General features: G+C 71.4%; 23 protein-coding genes. 9 read left to right on the forward strand and 14 right to left on the reverse strand.

The features are described from left to right. The first annotated feature begins 49 nt into the window (after window positions 1–49). Together AB0M73_RS25460 and AB0M73_RS25465 are read left to right on the forward strand one after the other, a co-directional pair. Window positions 50–2,539, forward strand: a complete 2,490-nt coding sequence (locus AB0M73_RS25460) for a glycosyltransferase (RefSeq protein WP_363894908.1) — start codon at window positions 50–52, stop codon at window positions 2,537–2,539. Next, window positions 2,532–3,617: a glycosyltransferase family 1 protein gene (locus AB0M73_RS25465; RefSeq protein ID WP_363894911.1), complete on the forward strand. Its 1,086-nt coding sequence runs from the start codon at window positions 2,532–2,534 to the stop codon at window positions 3,615–3,617. Before AB0M73_RS25460 ends, AB0M73_RS25465 begins: the two co-directional genes overlap by 8 nt. A gap of 74 nt (window positions 3,618–3,691) precedes the next feature. Here the strand turns inward: AB0M73_RS25465 and rfbD are convergent, their stop codons facing one another. Both rfbD and rfbB read right to left on the reverse strand, forming a co-directional pair. Then, on the reverse strand, window positions 3,692–4,600 hold the full coding sequence (gene rfbD / locus AB0M73_RS25470) for a dTDP-4-dehydrorhamnose reductase (protein WP_363894914.1): 909 nt from the start codon (window positions 4,598–4,600) through the stop codon (window positions 3,692–3,694). Between the two features lie 4 nt (window positions 4,601–4,604). Then, window positions 4,605–5,597 carry a dTDP-glucose 4,6-dehydratase gene (gene rfbB / locus AB0M73_RS25475; RefSeq protein WP_043721929.1) on the reverse strand — a complete coding sequence of 331 codons (993 nt, stop codon included), beginning with the start codon at window positions 5,595–5,597 and terminating at the stop codon, window positions 4,605–4,607. Between the two features lie 160 nt (window positions 5,598–5,757). Here rfbB and AB0M73_RS25480 point away from each other — a divergent pair, with 160 nt between their 5' ends. The 3 genes from AB0M73_RS25480 to AB0M73_RS25490 are packed head-to-tail and all read left to right on the forward strand — an operon-like array spanning window position 5,758 to window position 9,169. Further along, window positions 5,758–7,287, forward strand: coding sequence for an LCP family protein (locus AB0M73_RS25480; RefSeq protein ID WP_363894918.1), 1,530 nt, complete (start codon window positions 5,758–5,760; stop codon window positions 7,285–7,287). 9 nt (window positions 7,288–7,296) lie between these two features. After that, the gene (locus tag AB0M73_RS25485; protein WP_363894920.1) at window positions 7,297–8,448 is read left to right on the forward strand and encodes an LCP family protein; all 1,152 of its coding nucleotides are present in this window, start codon (window positions 7,297–7,299) and stop codon (window positions 8,446–8,448) included. Window positions 8,449–8,458: 10 nt separating this feature from the next. Then, a complete protein-coding gene (locus tag AB0M73_RS25490; protein ID WP_363894923.1) occupies window positions 8,459–9,169 on the forward strand; it encodes a TIGR03089 family protein in 711 nt (236 codons plus the stop codon). A gap of 7 nt (window positions 9,170–9,176) precedes the next feature. On the opposite strand, the gene AB0M73_RS25495 is transcribed toward AB0M73_RS25490, so the two are convergent. After that, window positions 9,177–9,608, reverse strand: coding sequence for a DoxX family protein (locus AB0M73_RS25495; RefSeq protein WP_363894926.1), 432 nt, complete (start codon window positions 9,606–9,608; stop codon window positions 9,177–9,179). 179 nt (window positions 9,609–9,787) lie between these two features. Here AB0M73_RS25495 and AB0M73_RS25500 point away from each other — a divergent pair, with 179 nt between their 5' ends. Continuing rightward, window positions 9,788–10,471 carry a hypothetical protein gene (locus AB0M73_RS25500; protein ID WP_363894929.1) on the forward strand — a complete coding sequence of 228 codons (684 nt, stop codon included), beginning with the start codon at window positions 9,788–9,790 and terminating at the stop codon, window positions 10,469–10,471. A 184-nt stretch (window positions 10,472–10,655) separates the two neighbouring features. Here AB0M73_RS25500 and AB0M73_RS25505 read toward each other — a convergent pair whose 3' ends face one another. From AB0M73_RS25505 to AB0M73_RS25540, 8 genes are all read right to left on the reverse strand, one after another. Next, window positions 10,656–11,819: an acyl-CoA dehydrogenase gene (locus AB0M73_RS25505; RefSeq protein ID WP_043721923.1), complete on the reverse strand. Its 1,164-nt coding sequence runs from the start codon at window positions 11,817–11,819 to the stop codon at window positions 10,656–10,658. A gap of 54 nt (window positions 11,820–11,873) precedes the next feature. Continuing rightward, entirely contained in the window at window positions 11,874–12,359 is a 486-nt protein-coding gene (gene purE, locus AB0M73_RS25510; protein ID WP_043731280.1) for a 5-(carboxyamino)imidazole ribonucleotide mutase, read from the reverse strand. Between the two features lie 23 nt (window positions 12,360–12,382). Further along, window positions 12,383–13,576 (reverse strand): 5-(carboxyamino)imidazole ribonucleotide synthase, encoded by a 1,194-nt coding sequence (locus tag AB0M73_RS25515; RefSeq protein WP_363894932.1) that lies wholly within the window; start codon window positions 13,574–13,576, stop codon window positions 12,383–12,385. Between the two features lie 7 nt (window positions 13,577–13,583). Continuing rightward, a complete protein-coding gene (locus tag AB0M73_RS25520) occupies window positions 13,584–14,495 on the reverse strand; it encodes a hypothetical protein (protein WP_363894935.1) in 912 nt (303 codons plus the stop codon). Continuing rightward, the gene (locus AB0M73_RS25525; protein ID WP_363894938.1) at window positions 14,492–15,352 is read right to left on the reverse strand and encodes a hypothetical protein; all 861 of its coding nucleotides are present in this window, start codon (window positions 15,350–15,352) and stop codon (window positions 14,492–14,494) included. The genes AB0M73_RS25520 and AB0M73_RS25525 overlap by 4 nt, the downstream gene beginning before the upstream one ends. Next, entirely contained in the window at window positions 15,349–16,185 is an 837-nt protein-coding gene (locus AB0M73_RS25530) for an ABC transporter ATP-binding protein (protein ID WP_363894941.1), read from the reverse strand. Before AB0M73_RS25530 ends, AB0M73_RS25525 begins: the two co-directional genes overlap by 4 nt. Then, complete coding sequence (locus AB0M73_RS25535) at window positions 16,182–16,568, reverse strand: GntR family transcriptional regulator (protein ID WP_363894944.1); 387 nt, start codon at window positions 16,566–16,568, stop codon at window positions 16,182–16,184. Before AB0M73_RS25535 ends, AB0M73_RS25530 begins: the two co-directional genes overlap by 4 nt. Window positions 16,569–16,733: 165 nt before the next feature. After that, complete coding sequence (locus AB0M73_RS25540; protein WP_363894947.1) at window positions 16,734–17,405, reverse strand: GGDEF domain-containing protein; 672 nt, start codon at window positions 17,403–17,405, stop codon at window positions 16,734–16,736. Between the two features lie 321 nt (window positions 17,406–17,726). On the opposite strand from AB0M73_RS25540, the gene AB0M73_RS25545 reads away from it, so the two are divergent. The 3 genes from AB0M73_RS25545 (at window position 17,727) to AB0M73_RS25555 (ending at window position 21,133) form a co-directional block, all read left to right on the forward strand. After that, window positions 17,727–19,901, forward strand: a complete 2,175-nt coding sequence (locus tag AB0M73_RS25545; RefSeq protein ID WP_363894949.1) for a sigma-70 family RNA polymerase sigma factor — start codon at window positions 17,727–17,729, stop codon at window positions 19,899–19,901. Window positions 19,902–20,080: 179 nt separating this feature from the next. After that, window positions 20,081–20,575, forward strand: coding sequence for a GtrA family protein (locus AB0M73_RS25550; RefSeq protein WP_363895109.1), 495 nt, complete (start codon window positions 20,081–20,083; stop codon window positions 20,573–20,575). A gap of 48 nt (window positions 20,576–20,623) precedes the next feature. Then, window positions 20,624–21,133: a GtrA family protein gene (locus tag AB0M73_RS25555; RefSeq protein WP_052395621.1), complete on the forward strand. Its 510-nt coding sequence runs from the start codon at window positions 20,624–20,626 to the stop codon at window positions 21,131–21,133. A 94-nt stretch (window positions 21,134–21,227) separates the two neighbouring features. Here the strand turns inward: AB0M73_RS25555 and AB0M73_RS25560 are convergent, their stop codons facing one another. The 3 genes from AB0M73_RS25560 to AB0M73_RS25570 form a co-directional block, all read right to left on the reverse strand. Next, entirely contained in the window at window positions 21,228–21,818 is a 591-nt protein-coding gene (locus AB0M73_RS25560; protein ID WP_363894953.1) for a hypothetical protein, read from the reverse strand. Window positions 21,819–21,925: 107 nt separating this feature from the next. Then, on the reverse strand, window positions 21,926–23,206 hold the full coding sequence (locus AB0M73_RS25565; RefSeq protein ID WP_363894956.1) for an ATP-binding protein: 1,281 nt from the start codon (window positions 23,204–23,206) through the stop codon (window positions 21,926–21,928). 4 nt (window positions 23,207–23,210) lie between these two features. Next, window positions 23,211–23,885 carry a response regulator transcription factor gene (locus AB0M73_RS25570; protein ID WP_043721904.1) on the reverse strand — a complete coding sequence of 225 codons (675 nt, stop codon included), beginning with the start codon at window positions 23,883–23,885 and terminating at the stop codon, window positions 23,211–23,213. Window positions 23,886–23,905 lie beyond the last annotated feature (20 nt).

Consider the following 23,905-nt stretch of genomic DNA (forward strand, 5'->3'; position numbering starts at 1 on the left):
CACAGGTCCGTAGTGCAGGCTTATGTCTCACGTACGAAGGGAGACAAGCGTGTCGGAGGGGGTAACCCAGCCGTCGGTGTCGGTTGTCGTCGTCAACTACCGCGGCGTCGAGGACACCCTGACCTGCCTGCGCGCGCTGCGCACGGAGCTGGAATACCCGGCCGACCGCCTCCAGCTGGTCTGCGTCGACAACAACTCCGGCGACGGCAGCGCCGAACGCCTGTGTGACGAGCCCGGCGTGACGTTCGTCCAGGCCCCCGACAACCTCGGCTTCGCCGGCGGCTGCAACCTCGGCGTCCAGCACGCGACCGGCGAGGTGCTGGCCTTCCTCAACAACGACGCCCGCCCGCACGCCGACTGGGTCGCCGCCGCGGTGGAGACGCTGCGCGCGCAGCCGACCGTCGGCGCGGTGGCCAGCAAGGTGCTGGACTGGGAGGGCAAGCTGATCGACTTCGTCGACGGCGGCCTGACCTGGTTCGGCATGGGCTACAAGCGGTTCGCCGGCCAGCCCGACGACGGCAGCCACGACGTGGCCCGCGACGTGCTGTTCGGCACCGGCTCGGCGCTGTTCGTGCGGGCCGACCTGTTCCGCGCGCTGGGCGGCTTCGACGAGCGCTTCTTCATGTTCTACGAGGACGTGGACCTGGGCTGGCGGCTGAACCTGCGCGGCTGGCGGGTCCGCTACGAGCCGCGGTCGGTGGCCTACCACCGCCACCACGCCTCGATGTCCGACGTGGACACTTCGCGTGAGTACTTCCTGTTGGAGCGCAACGCTCTCGCGGCGATGTACAAGAACCTCTCGGACGAGACGCTGGCCAGGGCGATGCCGGCCGCGATGGCGCTGGCCGTCCGCCGGGCCACGGCTCGCGGCGACATCGACGCCACCCAGCTGGAGATCACCAAGCGACCGGCCGACCGCGCACAGGACGCGGAACCCGTTGCCGTGCCCAGGGAAACGCTCGCCGGCCTGCTGGCCATCGACCAGTTCGTGGAGCTGCTGCCCGCGCTGGCCGAGTCCCGCAAGGTCGAGCAGGCCGCCCGCGTGCGCACCGACAAGGACCTGGTTCCGTTGATGCGCAAGGCAATGGAGCCGGCCTACCCGCTGCCGCGCTACCTCGCCGCGCACGAGGCGCTGGTCGACGCGTTCGGCCTTGACGAGCCGTTCGGCCGGCCCCGGCGGGTGCTGGTGATCACCGGCGACGCGCTGTCCGAGCAGATGGCCGGCCCGGCCATCCGGGCCTGGCACATGGCCGAGACCCTGGCCGGCGAGCACGATGTGCGGCTGGTCTCCACCAACAAGCGCTGCGACCCGCCGGCCGCGCCCTTCCCCGTCGCCCAGTCCACCGTGCGCGGCCTGCTCGATCACGTCGACTGGGCCGACGTGATCGTGTTGCAGGGCCACGTGCTGGAGATGGTGCAGAGCCTCAAGCACCCGCGCTCACCCAAGATCGTCGTCTGCGACGTCTACGACCCGATGCACCTGGAACTGCTGGAGCAGGCCAAGGGCGGCAACGACGAGAAGCGGGCCCGCGACGTTGTCGGCGTCACGGCCGTGCTCAACAACCAGCTCAAGCGGGGCGACTTCTTCCTGTGCGCCTCCGACCGGCAGCGCCACTTCTGGCTCGGCCACCTGGCCGCGCTGGGCCGGCTCACCCCGCAGGTCTACGACGCCGACCCGACCACCCGCTCGCTGATCGCCGAGGTCCCGTTCGGGCTGCCGGCCAAGCCCGCGCAGCGCACCGCGCCGGCGATCAAGGGCGTGGTCGGCGGAATCTCCCAGCAGGACAAGGTGATCGTCTGGGGTGGCGGGGTCTACAACTGGTTCGACCCGCTGACCCTGGTGCACGCCGTCGACCGGCTGCGGGCCCGGCACGACAACGTGCGGCTGTTCTTCCTGGGCATGCGCCACCCCAATCCGGAGGTGCCCGACATGGGCATCGCCGGCCGCACCCGCAGCCTCGCCGCCCGGCTCGGCCTGGTCGGCACGCACGTGTTCTTCAACGAGCAATGGGTGCCCTACGCCGACCGGCAGAACTGGCTGCTGGACGGCGACTGCGGCGTGACCACGCACTTCGAGCACGTGGAGACCACGTTCGCGTTCCGCACCCGGGTGCTGGACTACCTGTGGGCCGGGCTGCCGATCGTCACCACCGACGGCGACTCCTTCGCCGATCTCATCAGGCGGGAACGGCTCGGCGTGGTGGTGTCGCCGGAGGATCCGGCTGAACTGTCCGAGGCCCTGGAACGTGTGCTCTACGACGAGGAGTTCGCGGACGGGTGTCGGGAGCGGATAGCGGTGGTGCGGGAGCGGTACACGTGGGATGTGGTGTTGGCGCCGCTGGTGGAGTTCTGCCGCGCGCCGCGACCGGCCGCCGACCGGCTCGTCGCCGCCGGTCCGCTGGTGCGGGAGGAGCCGCTGGGCGCGGTCGGCACGCTGCGTAGGGACATCGGGCTGGTGCGGGAGTACCTGAACGCGGGCGGGCCGGTCGAGCTGGCTCGCCGCGCGGCCGGCCGAGTGATCCGGTTGACCCGTGGCTGACCGACTGAAGGTGCTGCTGGACGGCACGCCGCTGCTCGGACAGCGCACCGGGATCGGCCGCTACACCTCGGCGCTGGCCGAGGAGCTCGCCTCCATGCCGGACGAGGTGGACGTGCGTGCCGTGGCGTACACCTTCCGCGGCTGGCGCGGGCTGCGATCCGTGCTGCCGCACGGGGTTCGGGCCCGGGGCATGCCCGTGTCGGCGCGACTGCTGCGCAAGAGCTGGCTCAGGTCCTCCTTCCCGCCGGTGGAGATCTACGCCGGGCTCGCGGACGTGGTGCACGGCACCAACTTCGTGCTGCCGCCCGCGTTGATCGCCGGCGGCGTGATGACCGTGCACGACCTGGATTTTCTCGACGCCGTCGACGAGTTGCCGCCCAGCGACCGCGAACTCCCCGAGCTGGTGCGGAAATGCGCCCGCCGGGCCGCCGTCGTGTGCACGCCCACGCAGGCCGTCGCCAACGTCGTCACCGAGCGCCTCGGCGTGCAGGCCGATCGGATTGTCGTGACACCCCTTGGTGTCGACCCCGCCTGGTTCGCCGCCCGGCCGCCGAGCGACTCCCTCCAGACCCGCTTGAAGCTGCCCTCCGAGTACCTGCTTTTTGTCGGCGCCGACGGTCCTCGCAAGGGTCTGCCGACCCTGCTGGCGGCCCACGCCGCCACTCCGTCGCTGCCCCCGCTGCTCCTGGTCGGCCCCGGGCACCACGCCGACGGGGACCGGGTGCGGACCACCGGCTACCTGTCCGATGTGGACCTTCGCAGCGTCGTCGCCGGCGCCGCCGCCCTGGTCCTGCCGTCCCGGGACGAGGGCTTCGGGCTGCCGGTGCTGGAAGCCTTGGCCTGCAACGTGCCCGTGGTGTGCTCCGACGTGCCGGCCCTGCGCGAGGTCGCCGGCGACCAGGCCCACCTCGTGCCGGTCGGCGACTCCGAGGCCCTGTCCGCCGCCCTGGTCACGGCGCTGGAGGACCCCCCGTCCCCCGACGTGTCGGCCGCCCGCCGCACCCACGCCTCCGCCTTCACCTGGCGAAACTGCGCCGAGCGCACCCTCACCGCCTACCGCCGGGCCGCCCACCGCTGACCCCCTTTATGCAGGGAAGGACGCCTTACCCTCGTTGAACGCGGGTAAGGCGTCCTTCCCTGCATAACGGCAAATCAGGGGCGGAGCTGGGGGCCGGAGGTGGCGAAGGCGGCGGCGAGGGCCTCGCGCCACGGGCGCAGCGGGGTGAGGCCGGCGGCGGCCCAAGCGGCGCCGGACAGGACCGAGTACGCGGGCCGGGGCGCCGGGCGGGGGAAGTCGGCCGTGGTGCAGGGCTGCACCCGGGCCGGGTCCGCGCCGAGCTCCTCGAAGATGGCCTGGGTGAAGCCGAACCAGGTGGTCTCGCCGGCGTTGGTGCCGTGCAGCACCCGCTGCGACGGCGCGTTGTCGCCGACGACGGCCGACGCCAGCTCCAGCAGGCCGGCCGCGAGGTCGGCGGACCAGGTCGGCGAGCCGCGCTGATCGTCCACGACGGACAGCGTCTCCCGCTGCCCCTCCAGCCTGGCCATGGTCTTGACGAAGTTGCCGCCGGTCGCGCCGTACACCCACGCGGTGCGGATCACCCACGTCTGCTCGCCGGCCCCGAGCACTTCCTGCTCGCCGGCCAGCTTGCTCTTGCCGTACACCGACTTCGGCCCGGTGGGGTCGCCCGGCTCGTACGGCCGCGTGCCGTCGCCCGGGAACACGTAGTCGGTGGACACGTGCAGCATCGGCACGCCGTTGGCCACCGCCGCCTTGGCCAGCTGCCCGGCCCCGGTGGCGTTGATGGCGTAGGCCCGCTCCGGCTCGCCCTCGGCCGCGTCCACGGCGGTGTGCGCGGAGGCGTTGACCAGCACCGGCTTCAAGCCGGCGTCCCGCGCCGCGAGGGCGAAGGAGGACACGGCGTCGTCGACCGCGCCGACGTCGGTGACGTCGAGCTCGGCCGAGCCGGGGGCATGCAGCAGCCCGACCCGGTCGGCCAGCGCCGCCAGGTCACTGCCCAGCTGGCCACGGCCGCCGGGCACCAGCAGGGCGAGGCGGGTCACCGGCTCAGCCCGTCGGCAGGGCGGCGCGGGCCTTGAGCGGCTCCCACCAGGCGCGGTTCTCGCGGTACCAGGCCACCACGTCGGCCAGGCCCTGCTCGAACGGCACCTGCGGGGCGTAGCCCAGCTCGGTGGAGATCTTGGTGATGTCCACCGAGTAGCGGCGGTCGTGGCCCTTGCGGTCGGCCACGTGCTCCACGTAGCTCCAGTCGCGGCCGGTGGCCTCGATGAGCTGCTCGGTGAGCTCCTTGTTGGTCAGCTCGGTGCCGCCGCCGATGTTGTAGATCTCCCCCGCGCGGCCGGACTCGGCCACCAGCTGGATGCCCCGGCAGTGGTCGTCGACGTGCAGCCAGTCGCGCACGTTGAGGCCGTCGCCGTACAGCGGCACCTTCTTGCCGTCGATCAGGTTGGTGACGAACAGCGGGATGACCTTCTCCGGGAAGTGGTACGGCCCGTAGTTGTTCGAGCACCGCGTGATGCAGACCGGCAGGCCGTGCGTGCGGTGGTAGGAGCGGGCGATCAGGTCGGAGCCGGCCTTGGCCGCGGAGTACGGCGAGTTCGGCTCCAGCGGGAACGTCTCGGGCCAGGAGCCCTCGTCGATGGTGCCGTACACCTCGTCGGTGGAGATGTGCACGAACTTGCCGACGCCGGCCTCCAGCGCGCCCTGCAGCAGGGTCTGCGTGCCCAGCACGTTGGTCAGCACGAAGTCGGCCGAGCCCAGGATGGAGCGGTCGACGTGCGACTCGGCGGCGAAGTGGACCACCACGTCGGTGCCGGCCATCAGCTTGCCGACCAGCTCCGCGTCGCAGATGTCGCCGCGGACGAACCGCAGTCGCGGGCTGTCGGCGACGGGGGCGAGGTTCGCCTCGTTGCCGGCGTAGGTCAGCTTGTCCAGCACGACGACCTCGGCGTCGGCGTAGGCCGGGTACTGGCCGCCGAGCACCTTGCGCACGTAGTTGGACCCGATGAAGCCGGCCCCGCCTGTGACCAGGATTCGCATGCCGCCCACAGTACAAGGGGCCGACCGGAGGCCATGAGGAGGTACGTCTCAGTAGCTAAGAATCTTTGCATCTGTGATACATACACCCGTCCGTGGGCGGTTCACGGCGAGCCGACGCAGGTCCGGCTACTGTCGATCTCCGGCGTTGGGGAGGATCACGATGCGTGAGCCGGCGGACAGATCGCGCGCGGCAACGGCCGGAAAGATCACCGGCCGGACCCTCGTCGCACTGTTGTCCACGGTCGTGCTGGCCGCCAGCGGCTACGGCTGGGTCGAGGTCGACAAGGTCCGCAACGGCATCACCACCACCGACGTGTTCGGGTCGCGCCAGCCGCTGGCCGGCTCGGCCACGACCACCACGGCCGTGCCCGGACTGGACGGCCCGCAGGACATCCTCGTCGTCGGCCTGGACAGCCGCACCGACGCCCAGGGCAACCCGCTGCCGCAGGCCGTGCTCGACCAGCTGCACGCCGGTTCCAACGACGGCGAGCTCAACACCGACACCATGATCCTGCTGCACATCCCGGCCGACGGCCGCAGCGCGGTGGCGATCTCCTTCCCCCGCGACTCGTACGTGCAGCTGGCCGGCGGCTACGGCAAGCACAAGCTCAACTCGGCCTACGCCTACGCCCGCAACGACGCCTACTCGGACCTGTCGGCCCAGGGCGTGAAGGGCGCGGACCTGGAGCAGCAGGCCGCGGTGGCCGGCCGCAAGAACCTGATCAAGACCGTCGAGGACCTCACCGGCGGCGCGGTCACGATCAACCGCTACGCCGAGGTCAACCTGGCCAGCTTCTACGAGATCAGCCAGGCCATCGGCGGCGTCACGGTGTGCCTGAACCAGCCGGTCAAGGAGTACCGCTCCGGCATCGACCTGCCGGCCGGGCAGCAGGTGATCAGCGGCGGGCAGGCGCTGGCCTTCGTCCGGCAGCGCTACGACCTGCCGCGCGGCGACCTGGACCGGATCGTGCGGCAGCAGGCCTTCCTGTCCGGCATGGTGCAGAAGGTGCTGTCGGCCGACACGCTGGTCAATCCGTCCAAGCTCAACGCGCTGATCGAGGCGATCAAGAAGTCGGTGGTCATCAGCTCCGGCTGGGACCTGCTGACGTTCATGCAGCAGCTGCAGGGCATCGTCGGCGGCAGCGTGCGCTTCGAGACCATTCCCACCGGGCAGAACGTGATCTCCGCGGAGGGCCAGTCCGTCACCGTGGTCGACCCGGATTCGGTGCGTGACTTCGTGACGAGCCTGATCGGCACCGGCGGGTCGTCGAAGACCACCACCTCCGGCACGGCCGCCACCACCCCCGGCAACGACCGGATCACTGTGGACATGCGCGACGGCGCGGGCGCCCCCAATCTCGGGGCCTCCGTGCTGGACGAGCTGGTGCGCGACGGTTTCCGCCGCGGCGAGAGCCTGACCATCGCCACCGTGCCCACCTCGGCCGTGCACTACGGCCCGGGCGCGTCCGCCGACGCCGACAAGGTCGCGTCCGCGCTGGGCGGAAAGGTCGTCACCGAGCCGGATTCCGCGGTGCCGGCCGGACACATCCGGGTGTATTTGGGCCAGGACTACACCGGTCCCGGGGCGCAGGGTTTCGGCATGGCGCCCAGGTACGTGATCCCGACGACAGCCGTCACCACCCCCACCAGTCCGTCGATTACCGCCGGGGGCGTGCCCTGCGTCAACTAGTGTGACCGTATGGGCAGCCGTGGACGCAAGATCGCGCTGATGTGCGGTCGCACGTCCGTCGCGCTCGCGTCCGCCTTGGTACTGGCCGCGGCGGCGGTCGCCCGCAACGCGCATGACCAAGTGCAGCAAGGCATGACCACGACGCCGGTGCTGTCGCAGGTCGCCACGGCCACCAACGCGCCGCCCAAGGACGACGGCGCCACCGACATCCTGCTCGTCGGCGACGACCGGCGGACCGATCTCCAGGGCAATCCGCTGCCCGCCTACATCCTGCGTCAGCTGCGCACCGAGGCCAACGACGGTTTCAGCACCGACACGCTGATCCTGTTGCGCATTCCCAAGGACGGCAGCAAAAGCTACGCGGTGTCGATCCCACGTGACACCGAGGTGCCGATCGAGGGCTACCGCACCGACAAGATCAATTCCGCCTACGGGGCGGTGAAATACCTTACGGCGCAACGGTTGCGGGCGGCCGGCGAGCACGACGAGGCCAAGGTCGAGCGGGATTCCGACGCCGTCGGGCGGCAGGCGCTGGTGACCAGCGTCCAGCAGCTGACCGGGCTGACCGTCGACCACTACGCCGAGGTCAGCCTGTACGGCTTCTACCTGCTCAGCCAGGCCATCGGCGGCGTGCCCGTGTGCCTGCTGCACGCGACCAGCGATCCCAACTCCGGGGCCAGTTTCCGGGCCGGCGCGCAGAACGTGTCCGGCGGCAACGCGCTGTCGTTCGTGCGGCAGCGGGAGAACCTGCCGCACGGTGACCTGGACCGGATCGTGCGGCAGCAGGTGTTCCTGGCCTCGGCGGCCAAAAAGGTGCTGTCGGCCGGCACGCTGCTCGACCCCGACCGGATGGGCGCGCTGACCGCCGCCGTGCAGAAGTCGGTGGTGATCGACCAGGGCTGGGACGTGCTGGGCTTCGTGCAGCAGGCGCAGAGCCTCACCGGCGGCAACGTCGAGTTCGTGACGATCCCGGTGGTCAATTCCAACGGCCGCAACGAGCGCGGGCAGAGCGTCGTGGTCGTCGACCGCGACGCCGTGCAGCGCTTCGTCGCCGGGTTGGCGTCCGGTTCGCCGTCCGGTTTCGCCGCCCGTGGGCCGGTGCGGTTGAACGCCGCCGAGCCCGCTCCGATCACCGTCAACGGGACCCGCTGCGTGAACTAGGCTGGCGGACATGAGCGTCACAGAACGGCTGTTCGCCCCGCTGCTGTCGATGCCGGCCAAGCCGCTGGTCACCCACTATGACGACGCGCTCGGCAGCCGGATCGAGCTGTCCCGGGCGACCGTGGCCAACTGGGCGGCCAAGACCGCGAACTGGCTGCGGGACGAGCTGGACGTCGAGGTCGGCAGCCGCGTTTCCGTTGACCTGCCGGCACATTGGCAGACCATTGGCGTCCTGCTCGGCGCATGGTGGTGCGGGGCTCACATCGTCGGCTCGTCCGAGGGCGCCACCGTCGCCTTCGTCGGCCCGGAGGGTTCCGCCCCCGGCGCCGCGGAGGTGGCCGCTGTCGCACTGGATCCCTTGGGGCGTGGCCTTTCCAGCGACGGGCTCGACGTCGCTCTGGACTACCTCGTCGAGTCCCGCATCTTCGGCGACGACTTCATCGCGTACGACAAGGTCTCCGGCGATGCCCCGGCCTTCCATGGCTCCACCGTGGACGAACTCGTCGCCGCGGCCGCCGATCGTGCTGCCGCACTGGGGATCGGCCCCGAGGACCGCGTGCTGTCCACTCTGGACTGGTCTACTTCGGACGGCCTGGTCGACGGCCTGCTGTCGGTGCTGTCGGCCGGCGCCTCGCTCGTGCAGTGCAGCAACCTCGATGTCGCCGCCCTGCCCAAGCGTCGCGAGTCCGAGCGCACCACGATCGACCTGATCAAGCAGTAGCAGCCGGTCAGGCCGCGGCCGGCTCCAGCGTGACGGCGTCCTTCTCCTTGGCACGGAACAAGAACCGGTCCAGGCTGTAGGCGCCGCCCGCGAAGCCGGCCAGCAGGCCGCCCACCAGCAGCACCAGCTCCAGCTGGCCGCCGCCCGGCGCGATCAGCGCGCCCGACGTGCCGAAGATGTACGCCCCGGCCATGTCGATGGCGATGAGCAGGCCCACCACCGGCAGCGCGATGCCGACGATCAGCGCCGCACCGCCGACCAGCTCCACCGTCGCCGCGAAGACCGCCGAGACGCTCGGCAGCGGCACTCCCATCTTGACGAAGCTGGCGCTGGTGCCGGCGATGCCGTAGTCGAAGAACTTCTGCCAGCCGTGCATGATCAGCACGATTCCGACGGCGACGCGGGCCAGCAGTCCGGCGATGTTGCGCCCGTGTTCCACAGTGGACTCCTTACGAGTTGGTGACGACCCCTCGTAGCCAGGACACCAGCGTCGTCGCCACCCTTGCAACGTTCAGCCGATGACTCTGATGAACCTTCAAGGGCGCGCTGAGTGAACACCGAGCGGCTCGAATTCTCCGAAACGCCCCGTCAATGGCGACTCGTACCTACCATCGAGCCATGCTGGACGAGATGATCGGCGGCTGTTTGGGCAGCCTGATCGGCGACCTGCTCGCCACTCGCCTGGAGCGCCGCCGCGCCCGGCGCCGCCAGGTGCGGTTCGTCACCGGCGCGGGCGCGCGCATGCACTGCGCACTGCGCCGTCCCATCAGATCCGCGAGCTGGTCCCACGGCATGCTCACGATCTCGTCCACCCAGGCTGTGTGGCGTGCCCGCCTCAAACGCGGCGTGCCCATCACCCTGGTGCCCGCCACCACCAGCTTCCTCGCCCAGTACGCCGCCACCCCCGACCACGGCCTGTACACCACGATGCCGATGAGCATCGTCGTACTCAACGACGGCGGCCAACGCCTCGAACTGGCCGTGTTGGACGAGGACACTTCCCTGTTGCACAACCTGTTCGGGCCAGGCCGCCCAACCCCAGCGCCGGGCGCCACAGCGCCACGGCCACTCGGCCGGATGCAGCCGCCCCCAACTTGGGTCCGCGTACCACTCGGCCAGACGAAACCACCAGGCGCCCCGACACCTAGCCCGACTGGCCCGCCGCCCCTGCCACCACCCGGGCCGCAGCCACCAGGCACCCCGACACCGGACGCCCCGACAGCTAGGCCGTCTGGGCCGCCGCCCGAGGCACTCGGCCCGTCGTCAGCCCCGGACGGCCCGGCTCAACAAGCGCCGTCGTGATGTGCGGCAGCAGGTCCTTCGTCGTCGACGTCGCACACCCGGACTCCCGCACCACATGTGCCCTCGCGTCGACGTAATCCGGGAGGTTGCTGCGGCGTCGGTCCACAGTGCGTCGGCCCGTGTGAGCGGTGAAGCGACGCCCGCCCGGCCGTCCGGGACCGGGCAGGCGCCACGAACGGGTGGGTCAGCCGCGCAGGAGGGCGCGGGACATGACGACGCGCTGGATCTGGTTGGTGCCCTCGTAGATCTGGGTGATCTTGGCGTCGCGCATCATGCGCTCGACCGGGAAGTCACGGGTGTAGCCGGCGCCGCCGAAGAGCTGGACGGCGTCGGTGGTGACCTCCATGGCGACGTCGGAGGCGTAGCACTTGGCGGCGGCGGTGATGAAGCCGATGTTGGGCTCGCCCCGCTCGGCCTTGGCCGCGGCGACGTAGACCATGTGCCGGGCGGCCTCGATCTTCATCGCCATGTCGGCCAGCATGAACTGCACACCCTGGAAGTCGCCGATGGCCTTGCCGAACTGCTTGCGCTCCTTGACATAGCCGATGGCGGCCTCAAGCGCGCCCTGGGCGATGCCGACGGCCTGGGCGCCGATGGTGGGACGGGTGTGGTCGAGGGTCCGCAGCGCGGTCTTGAGGCCGGTGCCGGGCTCGCCGATGATCCGGTCGGCGGGAATGGAGCAGTCCTCGAAGTAGATCTCCCGCGTGGGCGAGCCCTTGATGCCGAGCTTGCGCTCCTTGGTGCCGACCGAGAAGCCGGGGTCGTCCTTGTGCACGACGAAGGCCGAGATGCCGTTGGACGGCTTGGCGGCGTCGGGGTCGGTCACGGCCATGACGGTGTACCAGGTGGACTCGCCGGCGTTGGTGATCCAGCACTTGGTGCCGTTGAGCACCCAGTGGTCGCCGTCGAGCCGGGCCCGGGTCTTCATGGACGCCGTGTCGCTGCCGGCCTCCCGCTCGCTCAGCGCGTAGGAGGCCATGGCCTCGCCGCTGGCGATCGAGGGCAGCACCTGGCGCTTGAGCTCGTCGGACGCGGCCAGGATGATCGGCATGGTGCCGAGCTTGTTCACGGCCGGGATCAGCGAGGACGAGGCGCAGACGCGGGCGACCTCCTCGATGACGATGCAGGTGGCGACCGAGTCGGCGCCCTGCCCGTCGTACTCCTCGGGCACGTGCACGGCGGCGAAGCCGGACTTGACCAGGGCGCCGAGCGCCTCGCGCGGGAACCGCTCCTGGTCGTCGACCTCGGCCGCGAACGGCGCGATCTCCTTGTCCGCCAGGGCACGGATCGCCTGTCGCAGCTCCTCGTGCTCCTCGGCCAACTGGTAGGTGCCGAAGTCGGGGTTCACCGCACGCCTCCTGTTACCAACGAGTAGCAACGTTGCTGACAGGCATGTTAGCGGTCATTCACCTAGCTGCGCCTGTGCCTTGCGTCGCAGCGCGTCGTCCTTCTCCAGCACGAGCTGCTCCAGGTCGGCCTGGAACCTGGCCATCCGGGCCTGCAGCGCGGGGTCGGCGGCGGCCAGGATCCGCACCGCGAGCAGGCCGGCGTTGCGCGCGCCGCCCACGGACACGGTGGCCACGGGCACTCCGGCCGGCATCTGCACGATGGACAGCAGCGAGTCCATCCCATCGAGGTACTTCAGCGGCACGGGCACGCCGATCACCGGCAGCACGGTCGCGGAGGCGACCATGCCGGGCAGGTGCGCGGCGCCGCCGGCGCCGGCGATGACCACCCGGAGACCACGGCCCGCGGCGTCGCGGGCGTAGTCGAGCATGCGCTGCGGCGTCCGGTGCGCGGACACGACGCTGACCTCGTAGGGCACGTCGAACTCGGCCAGCGCCTGCGTCGCGGCCTCCATGACGGGCCAGTCCGAGTCGCTGCCCATGATCACGCCAACCAGCGCCACCGCTACTTACCTCCGTGGATGTCGTACCCGTCGGCCCACTCGGCCTCGGCCAGCCAGCCGGCGGCCAGCGTGGCCCGCCGCCGGCACTCGGTCATGTCGTCGCCGAGCACGGTCACGTGCCCGACCTTGCGGCCCGGCCGCTCGGCCTTCCCGTACATGTGGACGTGCACGTCCCGGAACCGCGCGAACAGGTGGTGCAGCCGCTCGTCCACGCCCATCTTGGGGGCGGCGGCCGCGCCCAGCACGTTGGCCATCACCACGGCCGGGGCGACGTTGTCGGTCGCGCCCAGCGGGTAGTCCAGCACGGCCCGCAGGTGCTGCTCGAACTGCGAGGTCCGCGCGCCCTCGATGGTCCAGTGCCCGGAGTTGTGCGGGCGCATCGCCAGCTCGTTGACGAGCACGCCGTCACGGGTGTCGAACAGCTCGACGGCCAGCACGCCGACCACGCCGAGCGCGTCGGCGATGCGCAGGGCCAGCTCCTGGGCGACCTCGGACTCCTCGACCGGCACGTCCGGCGCGGGGGCCAGCACCTCGACGCAGATGCCGTCGGACTGCACGGTCTGCACCAGCGGCCAGGTCGCGCCCTGCCCGAACGGGGAGCGGGCGACCAGCGCGGCGAACTCCCGCCGCATCGGCACGCACTGCTCGACCAGCAGCGGCGTGCCGGCCTCCAGCAGCTCGGGCACCACGTTGTGGGCACTCTGCGGCTGGTTGAGCATCCACACGCCCCGGCCGTCGTAGCCGCCGCGCGCCGCCTTGAGCACGCACGGCCAGCCGTGCGCCGCGCCGAAGCTCAGCACGTCGCCGACCGAGTTGACCTCGGCGAACGGCGGGATCGGCAGCTCCAGCTCGGCCAGCTTGCGGCGCATCACCAGCTTGTCCTGGGCGTGCACCAGGGCGTCCGGCCCCGGAAACACCTTGACGCCCTCGGCCACCAGGACGCGCAGGTGCTCGGTCGGCACGTGCTCGTGGTCGAAGGTGAGCACGTCGCAGCCCTTGGCGAACTCGCGGAGCGCTTGGAGGTCCGTGTGATGGCCGAGCATGACGTCCGGCGTGACCAGCGGGGCCGGTTCGTCCGCGGTGACCGAGAGCACACGCAGTGCCTGGCCGAGCGGGATCGCGGCTTGGTGCGTCATCCTGGCGAGCTGGCCGCCGCCCACCATGCCGACGACGGGGAGACCGGTGCGAGAGTCCACGGGGTCGTCAGCCTACCCGTGTGGTGCGGCGCACTCGTGCCCAGGCCAGTCCGGCCAGTCCGAGGGTCAGCACCGCGTAGGCGATCACCTCCGCCCACTTGAGCGCGCCGAGCCGGTCGAACGGCTGGTAGTCGACGTAGCTGTGCTGCACGCCGTGCTCGGTCAGGCACTGCTGATCGCCGCAGACCACGGACGGCGTGATCGGGTTGCCGGCGGCGTCCAGGTAGCCGTTCGACACCTGACCCGCGCCGGACGGCAGGGCCGCGGCGTCCCCGATGCCCATGACCATCCGCTCCGCCGGCAGCCAACGCAGCACCGTGGTGGCGATGGCCAGCCGGACCACCACGAACAGGGCCAGCGTGGTGCCCATGGCCAGCAGCGTCCGGCGCAGCAGCACGCCGACCGCCGCGCCCAGGGCCAGCCCGAACAGCGCGTGCATGACCTGGATCGGCGGCCACAGCTCAAGCGTCTGGTACGGGCCGACGTTGCCCCACACGCCGCTCACCCGCATGGCCCCGACCAGCAGCCAGCTGACCGCCGCGAGCGGCACGGCCAGCAGCAGCGTCGCCCCGGTGAGCAGCGCGGCGCGGCTGCCGAGCCACCGCTCGGGCGACACGTCCTGGCCCCACGCGACGAGATAGGTGCGCTGCTCGTACTCGCGGGAGAGCATCGGCGCGCCCCAGAACACGGCGACCAGCCCGGCCAGCACCGGCGGCCCGTAGGTGAGCACGCTGTCGATGTGCCCCAACTGGCCACCGAGCGCGCCGGCCACGCCGATCCAGCAGTCGTGCTCACCGCATGCGGCGTTGAGCTCCTGCACGGACGACCAGAACGTGATCATCAGCAGCCCCAGCGCGACCACGAACACCGCCGCGCCGATCAGCGCGGCCCGGTGCTGACGCCAGGTGAGCCAGGTCATCGGCTGGTCTCCCGTCGGCGCAGCACCAGCCAGGCCGCCGCCAGCAGCGCCGCGGCGAGCACCGCGTAGCCGCCGAACTCGACGAGCCGCAGGTCGGTGAGCCGGTTCGCCGGCTGGATGTCGACGAACGAGCGCACGATGCCGTGCGCCACCAGGCACTGGTCCTGCGCGGCGATCACCGGATGCTCACCGACGCACACTGACTGCACGGCCGACGCCGCCAGCTCATTGCCGTCACGGTCGAGGTATCCGCCCGCCACGAACATCGCGTCCAGCGGCCGCACCTTGTCGAGCAGCCGCAGCGGCGGCAGCAGATGGGGCCGGGCGATCACGCCGACGTACAGCCGCAGCGCGGCGTAGCCGACGAGCGTGATTCCCATCGACAGCACCACGTTCCGCGTCAACACGCCGACGAGCACCCCGAGCGCGAACCCGGCGATCACGGTGGCCAACTGCAACGGCAGCCACAGGTCGTAATCGGGCGTGGCCTGGATTGCCGTGCCACGCATGCGATCCAGCGTCAGCCGCGCCACCACGTTCACGACGAACGTGAGCACCACTATCGGCAGCAGCAGGTGTGCCACGCGCAACGCCAACCACCGCGTCGCCGGGCGATCTCGGGACCACAGCACAAGGTGTGTGCGTTGCTCGTATTCACGCGCCACCAGCGGAGCGCCCCAGAACACCGCCACCACAACGGCAAAGGCCGGCGGGCCGAGCGTGAGGGCCACCCGCGCCCCGGTCATGGTGCCCGGGCCGTTGACGTTCAGGGTCAGCAGCACGGCCGCGGCGATCAGCACCAGCGCCGCGCCGACGAGCACCTTGACGCGCTCGATCCGCCACGTCAGCCAGGTCATGCCGCCACCGTCCAGCCGGCTGACAGCCGGGCCAGCACCACTTCCTCCAGCGTGGCCGGCCGAACCGTCCACGGCTCGTCCACGGGCGCGTCGCCCTGCAGCACGAACGTGGACTGGCCGCCGGCGTGGCTGGCCTGCACGATCCGGCCCGGCACCGGCGGTTCCGGCGACCGCGGCCCGGTGTACACGCGATGCTCGGCCAGCAGGTCGTCGACGTCGCCGGACATCAGCAGCGCGCCGTCCGCGAGCAGCAGCAGGTGATCGGCGACGCCGCTGAGCTCGGCCACCACGTGCGTGGACATCACCATCGTCATGCCGGTGTCCGCGACCTCGGTCAGCAGCTCGTTGATGACGGCGCGACGGGCCAACGGGTCCAGATCGGACAGTGGCTCGTCCAGCACCAGCAGCGAGGGCCGCGAGCCGACCGCCACCGCGAACGCCACCTGCGCCTGCTGCCCGCCGGACAACTTGCCGCACGGCCGGCCCGGCGGCACGTCGAAGCGGGTCAGCCAGTCGATCGCGCGCCCCTGGTCCCACTGGCGATTCAGCTTGGCGCCGAGGCGAAGCATGTCCAGCGGCGTGAAGTTGCGGTAGAGCGGCTTGTCCTGCGCCACGAACGCGACGCGGCCACCGAGGGGCAGCCGCACCTCGCCCTCGGTCGGCCGGAGCAGCCCGGCGATCATGGTGAGCAGCGTCGTCTTGCCGGCGCCGTTGGTGCCGACCAGCGCCGCCACCCGCCCCTCGGGCAGCTCGAACGAGCAGTCCCGCAGCGCCCATGTGGCGCGGTAGCGCTGGCCAAGCCCGTGGGCGGCCAGCGCGAGGCCGTCGGTCATTCCCTCTCCCTGTCCGGGTCCAGAGCGGTACGCAGCAGCGCGTACACGTCCTCGTCCTCCAACCCGGCCTGTCGGGCCCGGCTCAGCCACTCGGCCAGCTCCTCGTAGAGCCGGCCGAGCGCCTCGCGGTCGCCCGTGCCCAGGCCGGCCTTGACGAATGTGCCGGCGCCCTGCCGGGCCTCCACCAGCCCGGCGAACTCCAGCTCGCGATACGCCTTGAGCACCGTGTTCGGGTTCACCCCGCTGGTGGCGACCACCTCGCGGACCGCGGGCAGCCGGTCGCCCGGCGCCAGCCAGCCCAGCCGCAGCGCCTCACGCACCTGCTGCGCGATCTGGAGGTACGCCGGCAGGCCACTGCCCCGGTCCACCCGGAACTCGACCACGTCGCATCCCCTCGTGCCCGATATTGTGTCACTCGACTACCACACTAACACGCTTGGGCGCGCAGAAAACCCGGCTCGGCCGGGGGCCGAGCCGGGTCGGGGAGGTGCCAGGGACCACGCGACCGGACGTGACAGGGAGCTTGACGTCCGGTCGCGCGGGGGCTTTCAGCCGCCCAGGTGGGCGAGCAGCTCACCGGCCTCGAGATGGCACTCGGGCAGCATCTCCGGCCACACGCTGGGGGTTCCGACCTCGTGCAGGTGCGGGTCTACGGACAGTCTTCGGGCCAGTAACCAGCGCACTCTGGCCAAGCGGGTGTTCATCCGCCCGTCGCGACGGGCCAGCACACCCGCCACCGAGGGGCCGATCAGCGACACGGTCTCGCCGCCGGGGAAGACCTCGCGCAGCACCTGGGCCACCAGCACCATCGCCACCGACCGGGTCCAGCCCTCGACGGCGGACAGGTCGAGGCCGACCAGGAGCAGCACGTGGTCGTCGGCGGCGTCGTCGCGGTAGACCTCGCCGAGGCGGGTGCGCAGGTAGCAAGTGGTGGTCATGCCGGTCATGGCGTCGACGGCCTCGCGGGTGCCGAGCTGGTCGGCGGCGGCGTCGGCCCAACCGAGCGCGGTCGCCCGGAGCAGCTTGGACGGGGTGGCGTCGGGGTCCGGAGAGACCAACGCCTCCTTGGACGTGAGCACGGCGTGCAGCGCGGCCAGGTCGAGCAGCGTCTCGTCCAGACCGGCCCCGGACTTGGCCCGGGCCCGGCCGAGCGCCGGCGCGACCTCGATCAGGTCGGCCCCGGTCACCACCGCCGCGCACACCTCGTCGACCTCGGCCAACGCCCAGTCGCTCGGGAACGGCCACCCGGATGCCAGGCTCGCGGAGCGCCACCGGGACCGTAGTGTGCACAGCGCGTCACGGTGATCGTCTCGGCCGATCAGTGACGAGGCAGCAGAACGCGCAACCACTCGCTGCGCTCCTCTCTACTCCGGACGGGTCGAGGAGTCGACCCGATGTTGTGACGGTCCGCGAACCGGGGCATGACGCGGTTCCCCTCACCCGAATTGGTTGCCGGCGTGACGTCGGGCCCGGGATTCCGTCACACTGTGTCCCCTCAGCAGGGATGGAGGCGGGGACCGGTGGCAACAGCTCCTCTGAATGTGCCTGGTCCCAGCGACGCGGAACTGATCGACTCGGTCCGCAGCGGGAACACGCAGGCGTACGGCTCGCTGTACGAGCGGCACGTCGGCGCCGCCTACAACCTGGCCCGCCAGCTCACCCGTTCGACCGCCGAAGCGGACGATCTGGTGGCCGAGGCGTTCGCCAAGGTGCTGGACACGCTGCGAGACGGCCGCGGTCCCGACTCGGCGTTTCGCGCCTACCTGCTGACCGCCCTGCGGCACACGGCGTACGACAAGACGCGGCGGGACCGCAAGCTGGAGCTGGCCGAGGACGTCACCACGGTGGCCAGCCCCGAGGCCATCAGCGTGCAGTTCAAGGACACCGCGGTGTCCGGGCTGGAGCGCTCGCTCGCCGCGAAGGCGTTCGCCCGGCTGCCGGAGCGCTGGCAGGCCGTGCTGTGGCACACCGAGATCGAGGGCATGTCGCCCGCGGACGTCGCCCCGCTGCTGGGGCTGACCGCGAACGGCGTATCCGCGCTGGCGTACCGGGCGCGTGAGGGCCTGCGACAGGCGTACCTCCAGGTTCACCTCGCGGAGAGCACCGCCGACCGGTGCCGCGCGACCGTCGACCGCCTCGGCGCGTGGACGCGTGGCGGCCTGTCGAAGCGTGAGACGGCCCAGGTGGAGACGCACCTGGACGAGTGCGAGCGGTGCCGTGCCCTCGCCGCCGAGCTGGCCGATGTGAACGGCGCCCTGCGCGCGGTCATCGCGCCGCTGGTGCTGGGCGTCGGCGCCGCCGGCTACCTCGCCACCATCGGGGCCTCCACGGCAAAGGCCGCGACCGTGCTCGCCGCCGGCGCCGGCGCTGCTGGTGCGGGCGGCGCTGCCGGTGCTGCGAGCTCCGTGCCGCGTCAGATGATCGGCGTCGGGGCCTCCGCCGCCGCGCTGGTCGCGGTTGTCGTGCTGGCGTTGACGTCGGGGCAGAGCACGCCCACCATCGCCACCGCCTCGCCGCCGCCGGTGTCTCCCCCGACCGCGACGACCGCGCCGGTCTCACCGACTCAGCAGCCGCCGCCTCCGCCGCCGTCGTCGGCCACGTCGCCGCCGCCGTCCTCGACGACGCCAAGCAGCCCGTCGTCGCCGCCTCCGGTTGTTCCGCCGCCGACCACGACGACTCCCGCACCGAAGGCGGACCTGGTTCCGTCCGTCCCGGGGCAGCCGATCAGCCTCGTGCCGGGCGGGCCGTCCGTCGAGCTGCCGGTCACCGTGACCAACAACGGCAACGGGCCGTCCGACCCGGTCACAGCGACGCTGAACCTGCCGCCCGGCGTCACCGCCGCGCCCGGCGGCCCGCAGTCGTTCGCGGCCAGGGACCTGCTCGCCGCCGACGGCAGGCAGTCCATCAGCTGCACCGGCGGCACCGGCACCATCAGCTGCGCCACGGCCGCCGGGCTGGCGCCGGGCGAGACCGTGACCTTCCGGTTCCAGCTCAGCGCCGGGCTGGACGCCACCGGCGGCCAGATCACCGGCTCGATCATGGCCGGCACCGGCATGGCCATCCAGCTCACCGACGTGGTCGTGCAGGTCCGTCAGCTCGACGACCTGGACCTCACGGCGCAGGTGTGGCACCACGACTTCTGGTCGCCGCGGGTGGACGTGTCCGTGACCAACCGGAGCACGCACGCCGGCGCCGCCACCGTGACCGTGAACGCGCCGACGGACGGCTGGCTGTTCACGCTCGCTCCGTGCAAGCAGGACGGCGAGCAGATCAACTGCCGGTTCGACCTGGCGCGGGGGCAGACCACGCGGTTCAGCGTGTGGGTGTTCCGCTGGCACCACCGCGACGACGCCCTGGGGATCGCCGCGTCGCTGGGCAGCGCGCACAAGGTGATCAGCGTGCCGCTGAACTGCGACCCCGGTGGCGAACTGCCGCCGGTGCCGCTGCCGCCGGGCAACCCGGTGACGCCGACGACGTCCATGACGCTGCCGACGATCCCGACGACGACCACCAAGTCGCCGACGACCACCAAGCCGCCCACGCAGACGACCAAGCCGTCGCCGCCGCCGTCTCAGACCACCGTGCCGCCGCCTCAGACGACGACCACCACGCCGCCGCCGGAGACGACGAGCCCGTCATCCAGCACGCCGCCGCCTCCGCGCAGCGATCCCGGGCTGTGTCTGCCGCTGCTCGACCCACGGTGGCCGTACTGCTGACGGACGGGTCCGACAGCACGCCGACAGCCTGCCCAAACGGCCTCAATCGGGCACTGAGGGTGACCGGATGAACCCTCTCAGGCGGCTGTTCGTACACTGCGGTCGTGTCGTCCGTCGTGCGGTTCGTGTTCAGGTTCTTCCCGGCGCCTCTGCGCGCGTTGATCGTCAAGCACCGCGAGATGGTGCGCTTCGCCATCGTCGGCGGCACCACGTTCGTCATCACCAACGTGGTCTGGTACGGCCTCAAGCTGACCGTGCTGGACACCAAGCCGATCACCGCGCAGGCCATCGGCATCGTGGTCGCCACGATCGTGTCGTACGTGCTGAGCCGCGAGTGGTCCTTCCAGACCCGCGGCGGACGTGAGGGAGCCCACGAGGCCGCCCTGTTCTTCCTGGTCAGCGCCATCTGCGTGGGCATCAACCTGATGCCGACCCTGGTCTCCCGCTACGTGTTCGGGCTCCAGGCGCCGGCCGTCAGCCTGCCGGTGCAGGAGCTGTCCGACTTCTTCTTCGGCTCCATCGTCGGCACCCTGCTGGCCATGGTGTTCCGCTGGTGGGCGCTGAAGAAGTTCGTCTTCCCCGACGCCGACGTGCGCCCCGAGCGGGGCGGCGGCGTCGCGCACCTGCGTGCCGTCAAGGACGACGAGGACGGCCGGTCGTCGCAGGTGGCCTAGCCGGCCCTCGGGCGGACACCTGCGGTTTTCGTCCCTACACTCGGCGACGTGTCCCTAGGCGAAACCCTCATCAGGCGCGTGCCGGAGCCGTTCCGGTCCTTCGCGCTCAAGCACCGCGAGCTGGTGAAGTTCGCCGTGGTCGGCGGCACCTGCTTTGTCATCGACACGGCGATCTTCCTGGGGCTCAAGACCACCGTCCTGGCGACCCACCCGGTCACCGCGAAGATCATCGCCACGCTGATCGCCACCATCGTGTCGTACATCCTCAACCGCGAGTGGTCCTTCCGCACCCGCGGCGGCCGCGAACGCCCGCACGAGGCCGCCCTGTTCTTCCTGGTCAGCGGCGTCGGCGTGGCCCTCAACTCGGTGCCCCTGTGGGTGTCCCGCTACGTCCTGCTGCTCGACCACAACCACCTCACCCCCTTCGGCGTCCAGGTCGCCGACTTCGTCAGCGCCCAGATCGTCGGCACCCTGCTGGCCATGGCCTTCCGCTGGTGGGCCTTCAAGAAGTTCGTCTTCCCCGACGCCAACGCCCGCCCTCGGCTGGTGAAGGACTAGGGCGTTTGGGGTAGTCTGTCGGTGGGAGTTCGACGTCTTGGGCGTCGGGCGAGACGCAGAGCCAGGTGACCTGGGGCAGACCGGGAGCCTGGCTCTACGCATGTCCGCACCCGGTGTCGATGGCGATCTCATAGAGACACCCCTCCAACAGGGCGTGCGGAGCCTGCGCGCCGAGGCGGTGGCTGCGCACCACGCCGGCCACCACATCCGCCGCCCACAGCAGTGGCTCATTCGCGGCGAACTCGTGGTCGACCCGGAAATCCGCCGTCGCGGGTAGTGCGTACCTGGCGCCGGCGACCGTGCGGACGTCGCGTCGATTGAGTTCGCGTTCCCGCGCCTCCATGAGCAACCGGTCCACGCCCAGGCTGTGCAACTCGACCACCAGCCGCGTCAGACAGGCCGCGCGGGCGCGCTCCTGCCGCCGCTGCGGAACCGGCGTGCCGACCGTGACGACGTGGAAGCCGTCCACCGAGGCCAGGCGCTTGGCGGAGTCCTCCTGCTGCCGGGGATCCATCTCGTTCCAGTGCAGCTTGTGGGTCTTGCGAGAGCCACGCAGTTCCAGCATGACCTCGCGCACCTCATCGTGAATCGGCGGCGGGAAGACGGCGGCGGCGAGGACGTAGAAGCCGTGGACGGGGTCCTCCTGGAAGGACTCGTCCGCGAACGCGGTCAGGGCAACGGACACCCGATGAGGCTAAACGGAGTAACCGACAACATCTTTCGGGCCAATGTGCTCAAGGCCCTGCCCGAAACCGCATTTCGGTGTGCCGGAGAGCGGGACTCGCGGGGGTGTCAGCGGGGGCCGGGGTCGGCGCGCCAACCTACGCCGGCCAGGACGTCGTCGGGTTTGGGGACGGGGAGGAAGATCAGGAAGGTGGCGGGGCGGGGGGTGGCCAGCTGCATGCGGCCGCCGTCGGCGTCGACGAGGGCGCGGGCGAGGGCGAGGCCGACGCCGGTGGAGCCGTGGCCGGAGACGCCGCGTTCGAAGATGTGGCTGGCGAGCTCGTCGGGGACGCCGGAGCCGTTGTCGGTGACCTCGATGACGGCGGTGCCCTCGCCGGTGCGGGCGGTGAGGGTGACGGTGCCGCCGCCGTGCTGGAGGGCGTTGTCGAGCAGGACGCCGATGGCCTCGCGCAGGCGGGCGGGGGTGGCCCGGACGACGAGGGTGTCGGGCACCTTCATGCGCAGGAAGCGGCCGTCGGCCCGGAGGCGCTGACGCCACTCCTCGACGATGGTGGGCAGCTCGGTGGCGAGGTCGAGGGGCTCGGCGCCAAGGGCACGGGCGGCGCGGGCAGCGGCGAGGAGCTCGTCGAGGACCTCGGCCAAGCGGTCGGCCTGCTCAAGTGCGGCGCCGGCCTCGGCGGCGGTCTCCTGGTCGGGGTGCATGGCCAGGGCCTCCAACCGCAGCTGGAGGGCGGTGAGCCGGCTGCGCAGCTGGTGGGAGACGTCGCCGACGAGTTCACGCTCACGGGTGACGAGCTGCGCGAGGGCGGCAGCGGAGGTGTCGAGGGCCTCGGCGAGGGCGTCGAGCTCCTGCACGCCGTGGCGGCGGGCGTCGGGGCGGAAGTCGCCGGCGCCGAGGCGGGTTGCCCGCTCGGCGACGTGCTGGAGGGGCTCGGCGAGTCGCCGGGCGGTGAGGGTGGCGACGACGGTGCCGATGCTGACGGACAGCACGAGCAGCAGCAGCACCAGCCCGCCCTCGCTGAGCTGGGTGCTGCGCATGTCGCTGTCCGAGATGGACAGTTCGACGGTGCCGGCCGGCACGATGCTGGAGGACGCGGAGATCTGGCCGCCGCTGATGGGCGAGCGCAGGGTGCTGACCTTGCCGTCGGGGCCGGTCAGCTGCACGTAGGCCTGTTTCTGCACGGCGATCTCGATCGCCTTGAGGTCGAACGCCCGCGACTTGGCCCACTGCTCGTCGAGCAGGTCGGCGACGCGGGCGGCGTTCTCCTGCACCTGGGCCCGCGCGTTGCCCTCGACGAGCAGCACGGTCGTGTAGACCAGCGGGCCGCCCAGCGCGAGCCCGGTGACGGCGACCGCGAGCAGGATCGCCTGGAGGATCTTCTTGCGCATGCGGCTACTCGGAGTTGAAGCGGAACCCGACGCCGCGCACGGTGGCGATCCGGCGCTCGGCGGCCTTGGGCGAGCCGTCGCCCAGCTTCCGGCGCAGCCACGACATGTGCATGTCGAGGGTCTTGCTGCTCTTCAGCTCGGGCCCGCTCCAGACGTCGGAGAGAATGTCCTCCCTGGTCACGACCTGGCCGGCGTGCTGCATGAGCACCCGCAGCAGCTCGAACTCCTTGTTGGCCAGCTGGAGCTCACGCCCGTCCACGGTGACCCGCCGGGCGGCCAGGTCCATGCGCACGCCGTTGACCTCGACGGTGCCGGGGGCGCGGCGGCGCAGCAGGGCCCGGATCCGGGCCAGCAGCTCGGCCAGCCGGAACGGCTTGGCCACGTAGTCGTCGGCGCCGGCGTCGAGCCCGACCACGAAGTCGACCTCGTCGGCCCGGGCGGTCAGCATCAGCACCGGCACGCTGCGGCCGCCGGCACGCAGTCTCCGGCACACCTCCAGCCCGTCCATGCCGGGCAGCCCCAAGTCCAGCACGAGCAGGTCCACGCCGCCGGCGGTGGCCGCGTCCAGCGCGGCCGGCCCGTCCCCGACGACGTGCACGGCGTAACCCTCGCGGTTGAGGGCACGCGACAGCGGATCGGCGATCGCCGGATCGTCCTCGGCCAGCAGTACCACGCTCACGCGCTCAGCCTAGGCGTGAC

Source organism: Kutzneria sp. NPDC051319 (assembly GCF_040682195.1).
GTDB lineage: Bacteria > Actinomycetota > Actinomycetes > Mycobacteriales > Pseudonocardiaceae > Kutzneria.

What these genes read in the sequence shown, in the direction of transcription:
- rfbB (WP_043721929.1), bottom strand. Translation starts at nt 5,597, where the DNA reads ATGCGAATCCTGGTCACAGGCGGGGCCGGCTTCATCGGGTCCAACTAC.
- AB0M73_RS25480 (WP_363894918.1), top strand. Translation starts at nt 5,758, where the DNA reads ATGCGTGAGCCGGCGGACAGATCGCGCGCGGCAACGGCCGGAAAGATC.
- AB0M73_RS25485 (WP_363894920.1), top strand. Translation starts at nt 7,297, where the DNA reads ATGGGCAGCCGTGGACGCAAGATCGCGCTGATGTGCGGTCGCACGTCC.
- AB0M73_RS25490 (WP_363894923.1), top strand. Translation starts at nt 8,459, where the DNA reads ATGAGCGTCACAGAACGGCTGTTCGCCCCGCTGCTGTCGATGCCGGCC.
- AB0M73_RS25500 (WP_363894929.1), top strand. Translation starts at nt 9,788, where the DNA reads ATGCTGGACGAGATGATCGGCGGCTGTTTGGGCAGCCTGATCGGCGAC.
- purE (WP_043731280.1), bottom strand. Translation starts at nt 12,359, where the DNA reads ATGGGCAGCGACTCGGACTGGCCCGTCATGGAGGCCGCGACGCAGGCG.
- AB0M73_RS25520 (WP_363894935.1), bottom strand. Translation starts at nt 14,495, where the DNA reads ATGACCTGGCTCACCTGGCGTCAGCACCGGGCCGCGCTGATCGGCGCG.
- AB0M73_RS25525 (WP_363894938.1), bottom strand. Translation starts at nt 15,352, where the DNA reads ATGACCTGGCTGACGTGGCGGATCGAGCGCGTCAAGGTGCTCGTCGGC.
- AB0M73_RS25530 (WP_363894941.1), bottom strand. Translation starts at nt 16,185, where the DNA reads ATGACCGACGGCCTCGCGCTGGCCGCCCACGGGCTTGGCCAGCGCTAC.
- AB0M73_RS25550 (WP_363895109.1), top strand. Translation starts at nt 20,081, where the DNA reads ATGGTGCGCTTCGCCATCGTCGGCGGCACCACGTTCGTCATCACCAAC.
- AB0M73_RS25565 (WP_363894956.1), bottom strand. Translation starts at nt 23,206, where the DNA reads ATGCGCAAGAAGATCCTCCAGGCGATCCTGCTCGCGGTCGCCGTCACC.